Source organism: Parabacteroides sp., assembly GCF_977054455.1.
Genome location: NZ_CDRTCT010000022.1, coordinates 65687 through 83063 on the forward strand (window position 1 = coordinate 65687; position 17377 = coordinate 83063).

The 17377-nt window shown below is 47.3% G+C and carries 17 protein-coding genes and 1 tRNA gene; 13 read left to right on the forward strand and 5 right to left on the reverse strand.

Annotated elements, in window-relative coordinates; genetic code table 11:
• Positions 1–29 precede the first annotated feature (29 nt).
• From ACW6QF_RS12310 to ACW6QF_RS12330, 5 genes are all read left to right on the forward strand, one after another.
• Positions 30–593: an ORF6N domain-containing protein gene (locus tag ACW6QF_RS12310; protein ID WP_298551368.1), complete on the forward strand. Its 564-nt coding sequence runs from the start codon at positions 30–32 to the stop codon at positions 591–593.
• 45 nt (positions 594–638) lie between these two features.
• Positions 639–2540, forward strand: a complete 1902-nt coding sequence (locus ACW6QF_RS12315; protein WP_456088053.1) for a beta-N-acetylhexosaminidase — start codon at positions 639–641, stop codon at positions 2538–2540.
• A gap of 106 nt (positions 2541–2646) precedes the next feature.
• Positions 2647–3942 (forward strand): hypothetical protein, encoded by a 1296-nt coding sequence (locus ACW6QF_RS12320; RefSeq protein WP_456088054.1) that lies wholly within the window; start codon positions 2647–2649, stop codon positions 3940–3942.
• Positions 3943–4023: 81 nt separating this feature from the next.
• A complete protein-coding gene (locus ACW6QF_RS12325) occupies positions 4024–4842 on the forward strand; it encodes a phosphate ABC transporter substrate-binding protein (protein ID WP_456088055.1) in 819 nt (272 codons plus the stop codon).
• A 115-nt stretch (positions 4843–4957) separates the two neighbouring features.
• Entirely contained in the window at positions 4958–6046 is a 1089-nt protein-coding gene (locus tag ACW6QF_RS12330; RefSeq protein WP_456088056.1) for an NAD(P)H-dependent flavin oxidoreductase, read from the forward strand.
• 126 nt (positions 6047–6172) lie between these two features.
• Here ACW6QF_RS12330 and ACW6QF_RS12335 read toward each other — a convergent pair whose 3' ends face one another.
• Entirely contained in the window at positions 6173–6586 is a 414-nt protein-coding gene (locus tag ACW6QF_RS12335; RefSeq protein WP_005649478.1) for a DUF6249 domain-containing protein, read from the reverse strand.
• A 184-nt stretch (positions 6587–6770) separates the two neighbouring features.
• Between ACW6QF_RS12335 and ACW6QF_RS12340 the strand changes: the two genes are divergently transcribed.
• From ACW6QF_RS12340 to rpsA, 5 genes are all read left to right on the forward strand, one after another.
• Positions 6771–7385, forward strand: coding sequence for a hypothetical protein (locus tag ACW6QF_RS12340; protein ID WP_456088057.1), 615 nt, complete (start codon positions 6771–6773; stop codon positions 7383–7385).
• Positions 7378–7749: a hypothetical protein gene (locus tag ACW6QF_RS12345; protein ID WP_298551381.1), complete on the forward strand. Its 372-nt coding sequence runs from the start codon at positions 7378–7380 to the stop codon at positions 7747–7749. Before ACW6QF_RS12340 ends, ACW6QF_RS12345 begins: the two co-directional genes overlap by 8 nt.
• A gap of 33 nt (positions 7750–7782) precedes the next feature.
• On the forward strand, positions 7783–8340 hold the full coding sequence (locus ACW6QF_RS12350) for an RNA polymerase sigma factor (RefSeq protein WP_456088058.1): 558 nt from the start codon (positions 7783–7785) through the stop codon (positions 8338–8340).
• Position 8341: 1 nt separating this feature from the next.
• A complete protein-coding gene (locus ACW6QF_RS12355; protein WP_456088059.1) occupies positions 8342–8701 on the forward strand; it encodes a hypothetical protein in 360 nt (119 codons plus the stop codon).
• 152 nt (positions 8702–8853) lie between these two features.
• Positions 8854–10647, forward strand: coding sequence for a 30S ribosomal protein S1 (rpsA, locus tag ACW6QF_RS12360; protein WP_298551387.1), 1794 nt, complete (start codon positions 8854–8856; stop codon positions 10645–10647).
• An 86-nt stretch (positions 10648–10733) separates the two neighbouring features.
• Here the strand turns inward: rpsA and ACW6QF_RS12365 are convergent, their stop codons facing one another.
• Positions 10734–10997 carry a hypothetical protein gene (locus tag ACW6QF_RS12365; protein WP_298551389.1) on the reverse strand — a complete coding sequence of 88 codons (264 nt, stop codon included), beginning with the start codon at positions 10995–10997 and terminating at the stop codon, positions 10734–10736.
• 287 nt (positions 10998–11284) lie between these two features.
• Here ACW6QF_RS12365 and ACW6QF_RS12370 point away from each other — a divergent pair, with 287 nt between their 5' ends.
• The 3 genes from ACW6QF_RS12370 (at position 11285) to ACW6QF_RS12380 (ending at position 13211) form a co-directional block, all read left to right on the forward strand.
• The gene (locus ACW6QF_RS12370; RefSeq protein WP_456088060.1) at positions 11285–11674 is read left to right on the forward strand and encodes a response regulator; all 390 of its coding nucleotides are present in this window, start codon (positions 11285–11287) and stop codon (positions 11672–11674) included.
• Between the two features lie 338 nt (positions 11675–12012).
• On the forward strand, positions 12013–12885 hold the full coding sequence (locus ACW6QF_RS12375) for an AraC family transcriptional regulator (protein WP_298551391.1): 873 nt from the start codon (positions 12013–12015) through the stop codon (positions 12883–12885).
• 50 nt (positions 12886–12935) lie between these two features.
• A complete protein-coding gene (locus ACW6QF_RS12380; protein ID WP_298551393.1) occupies positions 12936–13211 on the forward strand; it encodes an HU family DNA-binding protein in 276 nt (91 codons plus the stop codon).
• Between the two features lie 58 nt (positions 13212–13269).
• On the opposite strand, the gene ACW6QF_RS12385 is transcribed toward ACW6QF_RS12380, so the two are convergent.
• From ACW6QF_RS12385 to alaS, 3 genes are all read right to left on the reverse strand, one after another.
• Positions 13270–13344 (reverse strand) — tRNA-Pro (locus tag ACW6QF_RS12385).
• A 36-nt stretch (positions 13345–13380) separates the two neighbouring features.
• Positions 13381–14445, reverse strand: a complete 1065-nt coding sequence (gene aroB / locus ACW6QF_RS12390) for a 3-dehydroquinate synthase (RefSeq protein ID WP_298551405.1) — start codon at positions 14443–14445, stop codon at positions 13381–13383.
• Positions 14446–14724: 279 nt separating this feature from the next.
• Positions 14725–17352: an alanine--tRNA ligase gene (gene alaS, locus ACW6QF_RS12395; protein ID WP_456088061.1), complete on the reverse strand. Its 2628-nt coding sequence runs from the start codon at positions 17350–17352 to the stop codon at positions 14725–14727.
• Positions 17353–17377 lie beyond the last annotated feature (25 nt).

Below are 17377 nucleotides of genomic sequence, written 5' to 3' on the forward strand. Positions count from 1 at the left end.
ATAGAAACCTTTATTGAAATTTACGACAGATGGAAGAATTACAAGTTATCCAAAGTAAGATCTATGAAATCAGAGGCATGAAAGTCATGTTGGATTTCGATCTGGCAGAAATGTACCAAGTAGAAACTCGCGTACTGAATCAAGCTGTGAAACGCAATATTGCACGATTCCCGGAAGATTTCATGTTTCAATTGACAAAAGAAGAGTTAGATCCTATGTCATCACATTTTGTGATGACATTAAAAACCAAACGTCCCAAATCGGCTCTACCGTTCGCTTTTACGGAACATGGCGTTGTCATGCTGGCAAGTGTATTGAGAAGCGAGATTGCCGTGCAAACCAGCATTTTAATTACCCGCGCTTTTGTCGCCATCCGGAAACTTGTATCCAACCCGCCAACAGACAAGATAACAGAAATCCGGCAGGAAATAAAAGAACTCAAAGAATATATCGAAGAAGCTTTTGCCGACTACAACGACATCAACGAAGACACACGCGTGCAACTGGAACTGATCAACCAAACACTTGCCGAGTTGCAAAGTAAAAAATCAATCAGCGATAAACCACGTCCCCGGATTGGCTTTGTGAAATAGAATCTCTATCTTCGCTGCCTAAACAATAAACAAGTACACTGCTTCATGAAAAAGTTGCTATTTATCCTCACTACAGCAAGCCTTATACTGGGATTCAGCTCTTGTTCCCACAAAGGCATTCCGGATAATGCATTGGCATTGATCCCACAGCCCCAAGAAATGAAGGTCGGAGCGGATCACTTCAAACTGACTCGCCGGGCAGCTATCACGCTCGACACTTCCAATCCTCAGTTGATAGGGATAGCACGCTACTTCAGCAATAAGGTCGCACCCGCAACAGGCTTAGAAGTTCCGGTTGAGAAACACGGCAACATCGAATTTAAACTGACCGACGATGCCGCTCTCGGCGCAGAAGGATATCGCTTGCTGGTAAAACAAGGCGAGATCATCATCACTGCCAACCAGCCGGCCGGCATCTTCTACGGGGTACAAACTTTATTGCAGATGCTTCCTCCCGAAATAAAAAGCAGCCGGGAACAAAAAGGCATCGACTGGACGATCCCCTGTGCCGATATCACCGACAAACCTCAGTTTGCCTGGCGCGGACTGATGCTTGACGTCAGCCGCCACTGGTTCACAAAAGAGGAAGTGAAGAAATACATCGACGAACTGGCTGAATACAAAATGAATGTATTCCACTGGCACTTGACCGACGATCAAGGATGGCGTCTGGAAATAAAATCACTGCCGCGTCTGACGGAAGTTGGCGCCTGGCGTGCTCCGCGTGTCGGGCAATGGTGGCAACGCGAACCACAGCAACCGGGAGAAGAAGCGACCTATGGAGGCTTCTACACGCAGGAGGACGTAAAGGAAGTGCTGGCCTATGCAGCAGAACGCTACGTGCGCGTCATTCCGGAAATAGACGTGCCGGGACATAGCTTGGCGGCCCTCGTCGCCTATCCTGACCTGGCCTGTATGAAAGCACCGTCGGCTGTCGGGGTCGGCAACAAGTTTTACGGCGAAGACGAAAACACGCTCTGTGTCGGCAAAGAGGCTACTTTCGAGTTTATGGACAAGGTATTGACGGAAGTGGCAGCCCTTTTCCCCGACGAATATGTCCATATCGGGGGCGACGAGTGTTTCAAAGGTTTCTGGCACAAATGCCCGCGTTGCCAGGCCCGCATGAAAGCGGAGAAACTGAAGGACGAGAATGAACTGCAGAGTTACTTCATCCACCGTATGGAAAGCATCCTGAAAGAAAAAGGGAAAAAGCTGATCGGCTGGGACGAGATTATCGACGGCGGACTGGCTCCCGATGCCACCGTTATGAGTTGGCGCGGGATGGAAGGCGGAATCAAATCGGCAAAAGCCGGGCATCATGTGATTATGACACCGACCGAACATTGCTATATCGACCTCTGGCAAGGTGAACCGTCTGTCGAACCGGATACTTATTCCATGTGCCGGCTGAAAGATTCCTATAGTTTCAACCCCGTTCCCGACAGTGTGCCGGCCGAGATGGTATTAGGAGGACAAGGCAACCTCTGGGCAGAATCCGTCCCGACTTTCCGCCATGCCGAATATATGACCTGGCCACGCGGATGGGCACTTGCCGAAGTTCTATGGACCGGACCGGCCAAAGCGGACTGGGATGAGTTCTGGCCACGTGTCGAACAACATTTCGCACGTGCGGACCAGGCGCAAGTCAACTACGCCCGCAGCATGTATAACGCCATCGTCACCCCTTATTACGCAGAAGACGGCGGACTGGAAATCAAGCTGGACAGCGAACCGGGCAACCTCGACATCCATTATACATTCGACAACACGGATCCCGACAACTTCACTCCGAAGTATGAGGCTCCGCTCCGGATACCCAAGAATGCGACCTGGCTGCGTATTGTCACTTACCGGAACAATAAGCCGGTTGGAAAAGTTATAACATTAACAATCAAAGAACTTGAAAAGCGTGCGGAAAGTACGCGCCATGTTGTGGGCAACTTGTAACATAAATGTAACATATATGTCGTAATTGCGAAACAGCATTCTTGTTCCTTTGCAAACGGAAAAACAGTGATGTGGTATTTATCCCCCACAACCCAAAAAGTCAGGAATGAAATCAGGAAAGATTATCGCGCTCGGTCTGTTAGCGCTGCTTCCGTTTGCCATGAAAGCACAGGAAGCTCAGGAAATAGAGAAGCTGAACGCTCGTGTCGATTCACTCACGCAAGAGACGACGACTCTGGATAAAATCGTCCGGAAACTCAGCAAGTTCAAAGTATCGGCCTATATCCAAGGGCAATTCCAATATGGCCAGGAAGATGCCACCTTGAAAGTAGGCGACAAGAACGAACATGAAGATAAAGGTTTCAACCGTTTCGGCATCCGCCGCGGACGGTTGAAATTCGAATATGACGATGGCATCGGAACCGGCGCCGTGCAGATCGAAGCCAACGACAAAGGCGTCAGCTTCCGCGACCTTTACATCGGCATAAAAGATCCCTGGACAAAACGCAGCCAACTGATGGCGGGGGTTTTCAACCGTCCTTTCGGCCACGAAATCGGCTACTCGACAAGCGGGTTGGAATCTCCCGAACGTGCCGCCATCATCCAATACTTCTTTCCGGACGAACGCGACTTAGGCGCCATGCTGACGCTACGAGCCAAAGAGACAAGCCCGATCGGTTTTCTACGCCTTGACGCCGGACTGTTCGCCGGCAACAGCATCAACCGCGAGACCGACAGCCGCAAAGACTTCATCGGCCGCCTGGGAGCCGAAAAGGGAATAGGCAACTGGGGGAAATGGGGATTAGGCGCCTCCTACTACAATGGCGGCGTTTACAATCCGACCACCACGGCCTACGAACTTCAAGGCAAAAAGTTCATAGCAATAGACAAAGGGAAAACCGGCACATACACGAAACGCGAGTACATCGGCTTGGACGCGCAGTTCTCATTCAAAAACGGTTGGGGAACGACCACCCTGCGCGGTGAAGGACTGTTAGGCACACAGCCGGGTATTGCCGGCAGCAGCAAAAGCCCCAACACAGGGACACGTCCGGCCAACGAACCGGAAAACTCCCTGTTCAAGCGTCCTTTCATCGGCTACTTCTTCTATTTGGTGCACGATATCGGAACCACTCCATTCTCCGCCGTCCTGAAATACGACGCTTATGATCCCAACACCAAGTTGAAAGGGAATGAGATCGGCGTTGAAAACAGCCTGACCTCCAAGACCGACCTCGCCCAGAGCACACTCGGCATCGGCGCCTTGTACCGTTTCAACAAACATATCCGCGTGCAAGCCTACTACGAATTCAACTTCAACGAAAAGAGCGACTTCGTAAAGGGATATGAAAAGGACAGGAAAGACGACGTCTTCACCTTGCGCCTGCAATATAAGTTTTAATCGAAACGTAACATCTGTTTCACACGTCTGCAATACGCCTGTACTTACTTTGCATACAGAAAATTAATTCAAGACAAAGTAATGAAAAAGACAATTGTTATGGCCGCAGTAGCCGCCAGTATGTTGGTATCGAACGCGTTTGCACAGAAAATCAAAGGAAGCGACACTTGCCTTCCCTTAAGCCAGACGGAAGCGGAAAACTTCATCAACAAAAACAAATCGGCCAAGATAACGGTGACGGGAGGCGGTTCCGGCGTCGGTATTTCAGCCTTGATGGAAGGGACAACCGATATCGCCATGTCTTCCCGTAAGATCAAATTCGACGAAAAAGTAAAACTGCAGGAAGCGAAGAAAAGCGCCAAAGAAGTGGTGATCGCCTACGACGCGCTGGCAGTAGTCGTACACCCGTCCAATCAGGTATCCAACCTGACGCGTGAACAGTTGGAAGGCATTTTCACCGGGAAGATCAAGAACTGGAAAGAAGTGGGCGGCGCCGACATGAAGATCGTAGCCTATTCGCGCGAAACATCCTCCGGGACATACGAGTTCTTCAAGGAAAGCGTCCTGAAGAACAAGAACTATATGAACGGCATCCTCAGCATGCCCGCAACCGGAGCGATCATCCAGTCTGTCAGCCAGACCAAAGGAGCGATCGGTTATGTCGGCCTGGCTTACGTCAACAAAGAAGTAAAACCGATCCATGTCTCTTACGATGCAGGCAAGACATTCACCGAACCATCCTTCGAGAATGCGAAAAACAAGGCATACCCGATCGTCCGTCCGCTATTCTATTACTACGATGTAAAGAAGGAAGGCAAAGTGAAACCTTTTATCGATTATATCCTGTCGGCAGAAGGGCAGGCAACGGTTAAACAGGTCGGTTATATCCCGGTCAAATAAGCTTTATTGCACAATGGCAAATAATTTGTGCAATAATATTGGCTCTTTTTGCACATCCTTTGGTTTATTGTGCTACCTTTGCGGGATATATTTTTTATTTACATATTTTATTTACATGAAGACATTAACAATCGGGGATCTGAAAGCCCGCATTCCAATCATCCAGGGTGGAATGGGCGTAGGAATCTCTCTCTCCGGCTTAGCCTCAGCCGTTGCAAATGAAGGTGGGATTGGCGTTATCTCCGCCGCCGGTCTCGGTCTCTTATATAAGAAACTTTCTCCCAACTACACCGAAGCCGGCAATCTGGGCCTTGCAGCCGAGATCCGCAAAGCCCGTGAAAAGGCCAAAGGCATTATCGGCGTGAACGTGATGGTCGCCCTTTCAGACTTCGCCGAACTGGTGAAAACCAGTATTGCGGAAAAGGTAGACATCATTTTCAGTGGCGCCGGGCTTCCGCTGGACCTGCCGTCTTTCCTGAAGAAAGACAGCGTGACGAAACTGGTTCCCATCGTTTCCAGTGCGCGTGCCGTCCGCATCATCTGTGAGAAATGGAAAAACAACTACGACTACCTTCCCGACGCTGTCGTGCTGGAAGGCCCGAAAGCAGGCGGCCACTTAGGATATAAGGAGAACCAGCTGGAAGACGAGCATTTCTCACTGGAAGAACTGCTGCCCCAGGTAGTGGAAGAAGTTTCACACTTCGAAGAAAAATACAACAAGAGAATCCCGGTAATCGCAGCAGGAGGCATTTACACGGGTGAAGACATCAAACGCGTGATGGACCTGGGAGCATCGGGCGTTCAATTAGGAACCCGTTTCGTCACCACCACCGAGTGCGACGCTTCCGACGCTTTCAAAGAAAGCTACATCAAAGCGGAAGAAAAGGATATCGAGATTATCAAGAGTCCTGTCGGTATGCCGGGACGAGCCATCCACTGCAATTTCTTGCAGAAAGTGAAAGAGGGCTTGAAGCAGCCGAAGGCTTGTCCTTTCAACTGCATCAAGACTTGCGACATCTCGCGAAGTCCCTATTGCATCGTGACCGCCTTGTATAACGCTTTCAAAGGGAACTTCGAGAACGGTTATGCCTTTGCCGGAAGCAATGCTTGGCGGACCACCCGCATCATGTCGGTGAAGGAAACGATCAGCGAGCTGATCAACGAGTGGAAACGTTCCGACCAGCCGGCTCTTTCCTCCCGATAAACAAAAAGTTTCATCGGCACGGAACTTTTGTTTCCCGCCGATGAAACTTTTGTTCCATGCCGATGAAAATTTATTTTCACTTGCGGGAAAATAAATTTTCACCCTGAGAAAAAAGTGAAAACTTTATCATTTATCCTCTTTCTTCTTCATATTCGTCTCGATAACGAATGCGACAATCAACCCCAAACCTCCGAACAAAAGGACGGATGCGCCATAAGCAGAACTGATAGCTTCATATTCATTACGAAAATCCAATGAATGACTATTAGCAGCAACAATTAAATTACAGAAAAAGCCCACAAGTATCCCTAAGCCGATTCCCATCAACAGACATCCCGTCTTTAAAGAGCTAAACGAAAAACGAGGCAAACTATACGAAGGGAGGCTCAGCCTTTTTCCCAAATCAGCAATATCCATTCTTTCACTGATCTTCTCAATGATCAACAAACGTTCTTTACGGCGAACGAACAGTTCAAACAAAGCGTAAATACCCAAACAAATGAATCCGACAACCAACGGAGCTGTAATAAAATCCATCATAACTGTACTGTTTTAAATGATTAATTAATTTCTTTGCTACTTTTGACGCACCTCTTTCCGAAAGGTTACAGATCGGGAAGAAAAAATTGCAACTTAGACCGCGATTACCAGTAATTACCCGTAATGTTTTTGCCGTTCGACGAAAGTTATGTATATTTACAAACAGAATAAAAAGTAATTTCAAATGGCACCTATACCCATTTTAGACAGTATCAAGGCGATAGAAAAACTATATGACACAGGAGAAAGACCTGTCCTGGTTGCTTGTTCGGATAAAAATTGGTATATCTGCAAATATATGCGCTCGTCTACTCGTGCATTCAAATTGGCGAGTGAACTTATCGGTGCACAATTTGCATCTGTTTGGAAAATCAATTCACCTAAATACGCTTTTGTAAAAATAAAACAAGAACATTGGGGGCATGTTTTAACTCCTCGCAGTCTGTCCGGTCCTGCGCTCGGTTACTATTTTTTGGAGGGCGTAGCAGATATCACCCCTTCCACAAGCAGATATGTGACACAAAAAAAAAGATATGCAGAAATATTTCATCATTTAATACAGAAGTACACATCTGATTCAATTTGGAAACTCGCGGAAGAGTTAAAGCCTCATTATAATCACTGCGTAAATGAGAGCTGTATGCTAACCGATCAAATTGTTGATTCGATACCGCAAGAATGGAACATCCACAAAGATGTCATAACCGAAAAACTGCAACAACTTTTCCAGCGGGAATGGGTTGAAAACGTATGGTCGAATTTTTTAATATGTGTAAACGATAATATTAGTCATGAATAATTTAAAATATAGTATCATCTATGGCGTAATCCGCTCAGAAATAGCAGAACGCTTGAGCTTGGGTCTCATCTTTGTGAATGGAGACAAAATAAACATACGTTACTCGCAAAAGAAGTTAAATGCACTCCAATATCTATTATCTTCACATGAATATCGGTTTATCGTCAAAGTATTGCGCGCATTATCGAAAAACAACAACATAAGCTCTGCCGAAACAATAAACTATCTTACTCGTTATTCCAACAACTTGATAGCGGTATCACAGCTCCAATCAGTTGATCTGAAGCCTTCCAGCAAAAACGAAGATTGGCTTTTCCGTAATTATGTGTATGCCGGAACAAAAAAAACAAAGAATAAGTTGTAACCTATTCGCCCGGCTTGCGTCCATTATTATACGATGGAGTTGTACACCGATATATATTATATACAAAGGATACAAGCGGGAGATACGGCATGCTTTGCCTGCCTTCTGGATAAATACAGCCGTCCTGTTCATTCGTTAATCTTAAAGGTGGTCAGAAACCGGGAAGATGCGGAGGAGCTGGCGCAGGATGTGTTTATGAAGGTGTTCAAGAACCTCTCTTCGTTCAAAGGGGAATGCAGTTTCTCCACCTGGATCTACCGGATCGCCTACAACACTGCCATCTCGGAGACACGGAAAAAGAAACACGAGTTTCTGGCGATCGAGGAATCGGTTATCAATAATGTATCGGAACAAGAGGTGGCCGAGGCGCTGGGCAGGACGGACGATTCCGGACGGATCCGGATGCTCGATGCCGCCCTCGCCCAATTGCCGCCCGACGAACGGGCGATCATCCTGCTCTTTTACATGAAAGAGAAAACGATCGACGAAGTGGCGACGATCACCGGATTGACCGCTTCTAACATAAAAGTAAAATTACATCGCATACGAAAGAAACTGTTTGTCGTATTAAAAGGAATGGAGGAACAATAAAATGACCGAGAAGAATGACATATTGAAAGACCTGTTTAGCCGGATGCCTGAAGAAGAGCTTCCCGCTTCGTTCCGTGCCAACGTGATGAGGCAGATCATGGCCGAAGCCGAACGGATACGCAAGCGCAACGAACGCTGGGGGTGGATCGCCGTCATCGCCGCCTCGCTGTCTATGATCGGCATCGCGATCGCCTCGTTCCTTTATATGGGCATCCCCAAAATATCCGTGCAGATGCCCGATATGAGCACACTGCCTTTCTATACCTATATCGGGATGCTCGCCCTCATCCTGTTAGGAGCGGATTACAAATTCAGGCAACTATTCAAAAGGAGGCAGATGTCTCAGAAAGAAAAGATGTAAGTAGCGGTATTACAAGCCAAAAAGATTGTTTTTCCATATAAAAAGTCTTGCAAGTCAGAAAAAAGCATTACCTTTGCCCCCGATTTTTGAGAGATGACAACATAATGTCTAACTTACTAATTAAAACAAACTTAAGTATTAACAATTAGAGAATGGAAAATTTAAAGAACATTCAGCCCATTGAAGATTTCAACTGGGAAGCTCTTGAAAAGGGCGATTCTTACGGTGAAGTAAGCAAGGACGATCTTGTAAAAACGTATGACGAGACTTTGAACACGGTAAAGGACAAAGAAGTCGTTATGGGAACCGTGACTGCAATGAACAAACGTGAAGTTGTAGTGAACATCGGTTTCAAATCAGACGGCGTTGTATCTATGGCAGAATTCCGTTACAACCCGGATCTGAAAATTGGTGACGAAGTAGAAGTCTACATCGAAAACCAGGAAGACAAAAAAGGACAGTTGATCCTGTCTCACAAGAAAGCACGCGCTACACGCTCTTGGGATCGTGTCAACGAAGCGCTTGAAAAAGACGAAATCATCAAAGGTTACATTAAATGTCGTACCAAGGGCGGTATGATCGTCGACGTATTCGGCATCGAAGCCTTCTTGCCGGGTTCTCAGATCGATGTCAAACCGATCCGCGACTACGATGTATTTGTAGGTAAGACAATGGAATTCAAGATCGTCAAGATCAACCAGGAATTCAAGAACGTTGTTGTATCTCATAAAGCTCTTATCGAAGCTGAACTCGAACAGCAGAAGAAAGACATCATCTCCAAACTTGAAAAAGGCCAGGTACTGGAAGGTACGGTCAAGAATATCACTTCCTACGGCGTATTCATCGACCTGGGTGGCGTAGACGGTTTGATCCACATCACAGACCTGTCTTGGGGCCGCGTTTCTCATCCGGAAGAAATCGTTCAGCTGGATCAGAAGATCAACGTGGTGATCCTTGACTTCGATGACGAAAAGAAACGTATCGCTCTCGGCTTGAAGCAACTGACTCCGCATCCTTGGGATGCTTTGGATCCGGACTTGAAAGTCGGCGACAAAGTAAAAGGCAAAGTTGTCGTTATGGCTGACTACGGTGCATTCATCGAAATCGCTCCGGGCGTAGAAGGCCTGATCCATGTTTCTGAAATGTCGTGGACACAGCACTTGCGTTCTGCTCAGGACTTCATGAAGGTAGGTGACGAAATCGAAGCAGTCATCCTGACTCTGGACCGAGACGAACGTAAGATGTCTCTGGGCATCAAACAGCTGAAAGCCGATCCGTGGGAAGATATCGAATCTCGTTTCCCGGTAGGTTCTCGCCACATGGCTAAAGTTCGCAACTTCACTAACTTCGGTGTATTCGTAGAAATCGAAGAAGGCGTAGACGGCTTGATCCACATCTCCGACCTGTCTTGGACAAAGAAAATCAAACACCCGTCGGAATTCACTCAGATCGGTGCTGAAATCGAAGTCCAGGTTCTGGAAATCGACAAAGAAAACCGCCGTTTGAGCTTAGGCCACAAACAGCTGGAAGAAAATCCTTGGGATGTATTCGAAACCATCTTCACGGTAGGTTCCATCCACGAAGGAACAATCATCGAAGTACTGGATAAGGGTGCTGTCATCTCTCTGCCTTACGGCGTAGAAGGTTTCGCAACTCCGAAACACCTGGTAAAAGAAGACGGTTCTCAGGCTGCCGTAGACGAAAAACTGCAGTTCAAGGTAATCGAATTCAACAAGGAAGCCAAGAGAATCATCCTTTCTCACAGCCGTATCTTCGAAGATGAACAGAAAGGCGCCAAGAAAGAAGCCGGCGAAAAGAAATCATCTGCAAAACGCGGTGGCAAGAAAGAAGAAGAATCTGCAATGGTAACCGGTCCGGTTGAAAAGACTACACTGGGTGACATTGAAGAACTCGCAGCCCTGAAAGAAAAACTGGCCGGTAAGTAATTACCGCCTTTTCAGATAAAATAAAAGGAGATGTCCGCAGAGGATATCTCCTTTTTTATTGCCCGAAAAAAATAGAGAAAGCGCTCTTAGTCTACCTCCTTGATCACTTCCTCTACCTGTTCCTGTTCACCGTAATATTGGCAACTTTCGCCGATACCCAACAAAGCATTAATTTCATGACGCTTGTCCAAGTCCGTAAAATAGGCGTCTACTACCTTATAAATATCGAATCCGTCCGTAGAACCTGCTGCCAGGTTCAACGATTCTACCAATTTACCTGTAGCCTTGCGAATTTCAGCTTTATTAATCAAATGAAACTCATTGTTGTGAATTAATTGACTCTTTCCCATGATGTTTGATTTTAAAGTTATACTTGTTCTTCGTTAATAACTATTCCCGAAAGCGGGAAGTCTAACCCCGCTGCTTCGTTTAATGCACTAAATATACAAACATCCTCGGATCTTTCAACCTTTCGGAGCTTTTATTTTCAATAAACATGAAAAATAAATCCAATCCCGGTTTCACGATATTTCATGATGGGCAAAGATAATCGAGCCGCTAAACATAGAATAAGTTCTATTCTATTTGGTTATGTAAAAATTAATGCTGAAATTTGTTCACAGATAATATAAAAGATATGGGCACGAACGAAGACAACTACAATGTAACTATTCTGATCGCAGAAGACGAGGAAAGCAATTTTCTGCTATTAAAAACCATTTTAAAAAGACACTGTAACGTGTTACAAGCCAGGACAGGCTTGGAGCTATTGAAAGTTTTTGAAGAAAAGGGAGCCGACCTGATTCTGCTGGATATAAAAATGCCGGAAATGAATGGTATAGAAGCGCTGAAAGAGATTAGAAAGAAAGACACGAGCATCCCGATTATCATGCAGTCTGCCTATGCCTTCGAAAATGACATGGAAGCCGCCCGCGCTGCCGGAAGCAACGGATTCATCACCAAGCCCATCAATATCGTCGAACTGAAGAAAACGATTTCCAAATTCCTACCGCAGATTACCTGGTAAGAGGTAGAAAGACGACATATTATAAAAAAGCGGAATAGCTATAACAATCATTATGGCTGTTCCGCTTTTTGCTTTTTCACACACATCTTAACCGGCAAAACCTCTCTCCCGTTTTTCCCAAAAGCCTTTCATTTTGCGAAACTATCCGCATTAATTTTCTTTATAAACTTCGCCTAAACAAAACATTAAACCTTCGGTTTAAGAGGTGGATAAAATCATTTTTTGCGAAAAAGTGACCGTGATTAGGGTTCATATTTCTGGAAAACTATACCAAACCGGCACTAATGGGTTTTCATATAAAACGAAATTATACTTTTACAAACGAAACTAAAATGAACATGTCAGACAAAAATAAAAGGACATCTGATCACAAGGAGATTTCTCATTCTTTAGGAAACGATTTCAAGATCATCAGGAATTCAACGAAATTTCCCATTCCCTTATATCCTTCTTATTCCCGTAGGGCTGTTGTCGCCTTTTGCACGGAGGGAAGGGCGAAAGTGGATGTGCATGGGTATGAACATCTGTTTACGAAAGGGGAACTGGTGGTCATTTTTCCGGGTCAGCTGGTCTCTCTGTCTGAAATCAGCCAAGATTTCACAGTCAGCTATTTTTCATTGTCTCTTAATCTTTATAACGACGTGCTTAGCGGCCTACGCCGCTTTTCACCCCACTTCTTCTTTTATATGAGAAGCCATTATCATTACAAGCTTTCGGACTTGGAAATATCCAAGTATATCAATTTCTTCCAATTGATTTACAGCAAGGTGAATGCCCCTGAGAACTTATACCGTAAGGATTCGGTCGTCCTTCTCATGCGGATTTTCTATCTGGACCTTTACAATGTATATAAAGTAAGTTCGCACACGGGAAAGCAAACATTTGACAACCATAAGAAAGAACTGGCCCACGTCTTCTTCCTGCTCATCATGAAGTTTTACAAGGAGAACAGAAGCGTGGCGTTCTATGCCGACAAGCTGCACATCACTCCCAAATATCTCACAATGGTAGTCAAGGAAGTGAGCGGGATGTCGGCCAAAGACTGGATAACCGAATATATCCTGCAGGAGATCAAGTACCTGTTAAAGAACTCGTCCCTGAATGTCCAGGAGATCGCCATCCGGACACATTTCTCCAACCAGACATCCCTTGGGAGGTTTTTCAGGCAACACACGGGATTGTCTCCTTCGGACTACAGGAAACAGAATTAGAATAGCAAATCAACCGGATAAGATCCACTAATTAGCAATATAATACGAATATGAACAGAAGTCAGCTTATCAACATCCTGTCCAAGAAAACAGGATTAGACAAGAAAGATGTCAAACGGACAATCGATGAAATGCAAAAACTAATTGTCCAGGAAGTCAAAGGCGGCCAAAGAATCTGCCTGCATGGTTTCGGCTCATTCAAACCCCGTTTTCAATCCAGCCGTCCAGCACGAAACCCGAGAAGCGGGACAGCCGTACAACTGTCTCCCAGGACCATTATTCATTTCAAATGCGCTCCCCACCTGTTGGAGCAGGTAAACAAATAAAGAGTAAAAAAAAGAGACTTACCTTTACCAGTAAGTCTCTTTTTTTACTCAGCTATTGTCGGGGTGAGAAGATTCGAACTTCCGACCACACGCCCCCCAGACGCGTACTCTAACCGGGCTGAGCTACACCCCGCTTTTGTTTTACGGCTGCAAAGGTAACTATTTTTCGTTATACTCCAAAGCTTTCACGATAAAAATCCAACGATTCGAGTATTTTCTCCTTGCTTACCTGCCGGTTTATCTGGACGTCACCCACTTGGGAAAGCAGGGTGAAGTTGATGATTCCCGCTTCATTCTTCTTATCGTGCGTCATCAACTCGTATAAGGTTTCATAATCCTTGCAATCGAACACGAAAGCCGGATAATACTCCTTCAGATAATAGACAACCTGGCTCAATTTCTCCATCGGGAAGCCGCATACTTTATGAGACAGATACAATTCGCTGACAATGCCGGCGGCAACAGCATGGCCGTGCAGCAAAGGACGGTTCTTCTTAAAGGAGAGGCTTTCGTAGGCATGGCCGATCGTATGGCCGAAGTTCAACGCCTTACGGATGCCATGTTCTTTCGGGTCTTCCTCCACGATACGTTCTTTTACGGCTACGGATTGGGCGACCATCCTGTTCAGGAAGGCATAATCGATCTTCGCATCGAGGTCGAACAACAGGACGGAGGCGTAAATATCCATCGAACTGATAAGCGCATGCTTGATCATTTCGGCATAGCCGGAAAGCAGGTTGTCGCGGTCGAGCGTACGCAGGAACTCGCAATCGATAAAGACACATTCGGGCGGATAGAAAGAACCGACCTCGTTCTTCAGGCCGTTGAAGTTAACCCCGGTCTTTCCTCCCACGGCCGCATCGACAGAAGCCATCAGGGTAGTCGGGATATTGACGGTCCGCAGCCCGCGTTTGAAAGTCGCACCGGCGAAGCCTCCCATATCGGTAATCATACCGCCGCCCAGATTGACTAAAACCGAGTTGCGGGAAGCCCCCTCGTTCGAGAGGCGCGACCAGATGTAAGCGACCTGTTCGATGTCTTTATGGGTATCGCCCGCCTGCACGGTAATGACCGGAGCCTCCTGCAAGGCCGGAATATCGTGTATCAGCGGGTAACATTTTTCTTGCGTATTCGTATCGGTCAGGATAAAGAGTTTATCATAACTCATGGAAGCAAGGAACGCCTGCAAATCGGCTTTGAGATCCTTGCTGATTACTACTTTTTGAGCGGCCATACTGTCCTTTTTTTATTATAATCGTTGCGGCAAAGGTATTATATGTTATTCGATTATCAAAACGGGGAAAAGAAAATGTGTCAAAAAGAAAATCCTGCTTACAATAGACACAATTTAGGCACGGATTACGCGGATTACACGGAAAGATAATAAATTTATCCGTGTAAATCCGTGAAATCCGTGCCTTAAAGATCGTGATAAAGGAGTTTTGACACACCGCCACAAAAGTTTCCCCTGCATGAAACTATCATTCCTTGCAGGGGGAACGTCTCTTTCTTCTTATTTCAGACCGGCTGCGTCCAGGATGTGTTCGACGGCTTCGCCCAGTCCGGCCACGTTCTTGCCTCCGGCTGTTGCAAAATGAGGCTGGCCGCCTCCGCCGCCTTGTATCAGTTTGGCGGCCTCTTTCACCAGTTTGCCGGCATTCAAGCCTTCGGCTACCAGCGGTTCGCTCAGCATGACCATCAACGCGCACTTCTCGCCGTCCTGGATGCCTGCCACGAAGCAGACCTTTTCCTCCGTATTGCTTTCCCCCTTGATCTGGAAAGCCAGGTCCTTGATGGCGTCCACGTTGGCTTCGCCACGGAAGACGATCACTTTGACACCATTGCGCTCAACGGCTTTTGCCACCAGTTCTTTCTTGAGCAACTGCACTTTCTCTTTCACGTAGTCGCTTACCTGCTTTTTCAGTTCGGCATTCTCCTCGATGGCCTTCTTGATGGTCTGGGACAGGTTCGGCACATTGTTGAACATCGCACGCAGTTCGCGGAGGGAATCTTGCAACATGAAAGTGTAGTTTTCAGCCCCTTCGGCCGTTACCGCTTCGATACGGCGCACGCCTGCCGCGATGGAGCTTTCGCCGACCACACGCAGGGAACCGATCATGCCGGTCGCCGGGATATGCGTACCGCCGCACAACTCGATAGAGTTGCCATATTTGACCACGCGGACTTCATCGCCATACTTTTCACCGAACAGAGCCATCGCGCCCAATGCTTTCGCTTCGGCAATCGGCATATTGCGATGCTCTTCCAGCGGATAGTCGGCACGGATCTTTTCGCTCACCAGCTTTTCCACCTGACGGATTTCTTCGTCCGTCACCTTCTGGAAGTGGGAGAAGTCGAAGCGCAGGGAGTCGGGAGAGACATAGGAGCCTTTCTGTTCGACATGCGTTCCCAGCACCTCACGCAACGCCTCGTGCAACAGGTGAGTGGCAGAGTGGTTGCATTCGCACTGGATACGTTTCTTCTCGTTGATCTTGGCGGTAAAAGTCGCCGTCACATCTTTCGGCAATTTGGTCACCAGATGTACAGGGAGGTTGTTTTCGCGCTTCGTATCGATCACGTCGACCGTCTCGTCGTCGGCAATCAGCCAACCGGTGTCGCCGACCTGTCCACCCATCTCCGCGTAGAACGGAGTCTGGTCCAGAACGATCTGATATAATACCTTGTTCTTCTGCTTGATCTGGCGGTAACGCAGGATTTCGGCATCACATTCGAACAGGTCGTAGCCCACGAAGCCCGATCCGCCCTCTTTCAGCACCACCCAGTCGCCGGTTTCGATGGCGGCAGCGTTGCGGGCGCGGTCCTTCTGCTTCTGCATCTCGACGTTGAACTCGTCGATGTCGGCTTCCATGCCGTTTTCACGCAGGATCAGCTCGGTCAAATCCAACGGGAATCCGTATGTATCATATAATGTAAAGGCATCTACGCCGCTGATCACGTTCTTTCCGGCAGCCTTAGTCTCTTCCATCTTCTTATCGAGCAAGCGGATACCGGTTTCCAACGTACGCAAAAAAGATTCTTCCTCCTCCTTGATCACCTTCCCGATCAACGTCTTCTGCGCGATCAGTTCGGGATAGGCATCCCCCATTGTTTCGATCAGTACGGGAAGCAGCTTATACATGAAGGACTCTTTGCGATCCAGGAACGTATAGCCGTAACGGACGGCACGGCGCAGGATCCGGCGGATGACATAACCTGCCTTTGCATTGGAAGGCAACTGACCGTCCGTAATCGCGAAAGCGATCGTACGGATATGGTCGGCGATCACACGCATAGCCACGTCCTGCTGTTTGTCCTTGCCGTAAGCAGTACCCGCCATATCGGCAATCACTTTGATGATCGGCTGGAAAACATCCGTATCGTAGTTGGACGTCTTGCCCTGCAAAGCCATGCAGAGGCGTTCGAATCCCATACCGGTATCGATCACGCGGGCAGGCAGCGGTTCGAGCGAGCCGTCGGCCTTGCGGTTGTACTGCATGAACACCAGGTTCCAGATTTCGATCACCTGCGGATGGTCTTTGTTCACCATCTCCTGGCCGGGGACAGCGGCACGTTCTTCTTCCGGACGGAGGTCGATATGGATTTCGGAGCAAGGGCCGCAAGGACCCGTATCGCCCATCTCCCAGAAGTTATCGTGTTTGTTGCCATTGATGATATGGTCTTTCGGCAGGAACTTCTCCCAATAGCCGGCAGCCTCGTCGTCGCGCGAAAGGCCTTCGGCAGGACTTCCTTCGAACACGGTGGCATACAAACGGTCGGGATTCAGTTTCAACACTTCGACCAGGTATTCCCATGCCCAGTTGATCGCTTCCTGTTTGAAATAGTCGCCGAACGACCAGTTTCCCAACATTTCGAACATGGTGTGGTGGTACGTATCGTGTCCGACCTCTTCCAGGTCGTTGTGCTTGCCGCTCACACGAAGACACTTTTGTGAATCCGCGACACGTGGATATTTACGGGGTACGTTCCCCAGGATTATATCTTTGAACTGGTTCATGCCTGCATTGGTAAACATCAATGTAGGGTCGCCCTTCACCACCATCGGAGCAGAAGGCACAATCTGGTGCTGCTTGGAAGCGAAGAAGTCTTTAAATGATTCACGGATTTCTTTTGCTGTCAACATAATCTATTCTATATAGTCTCGTTAA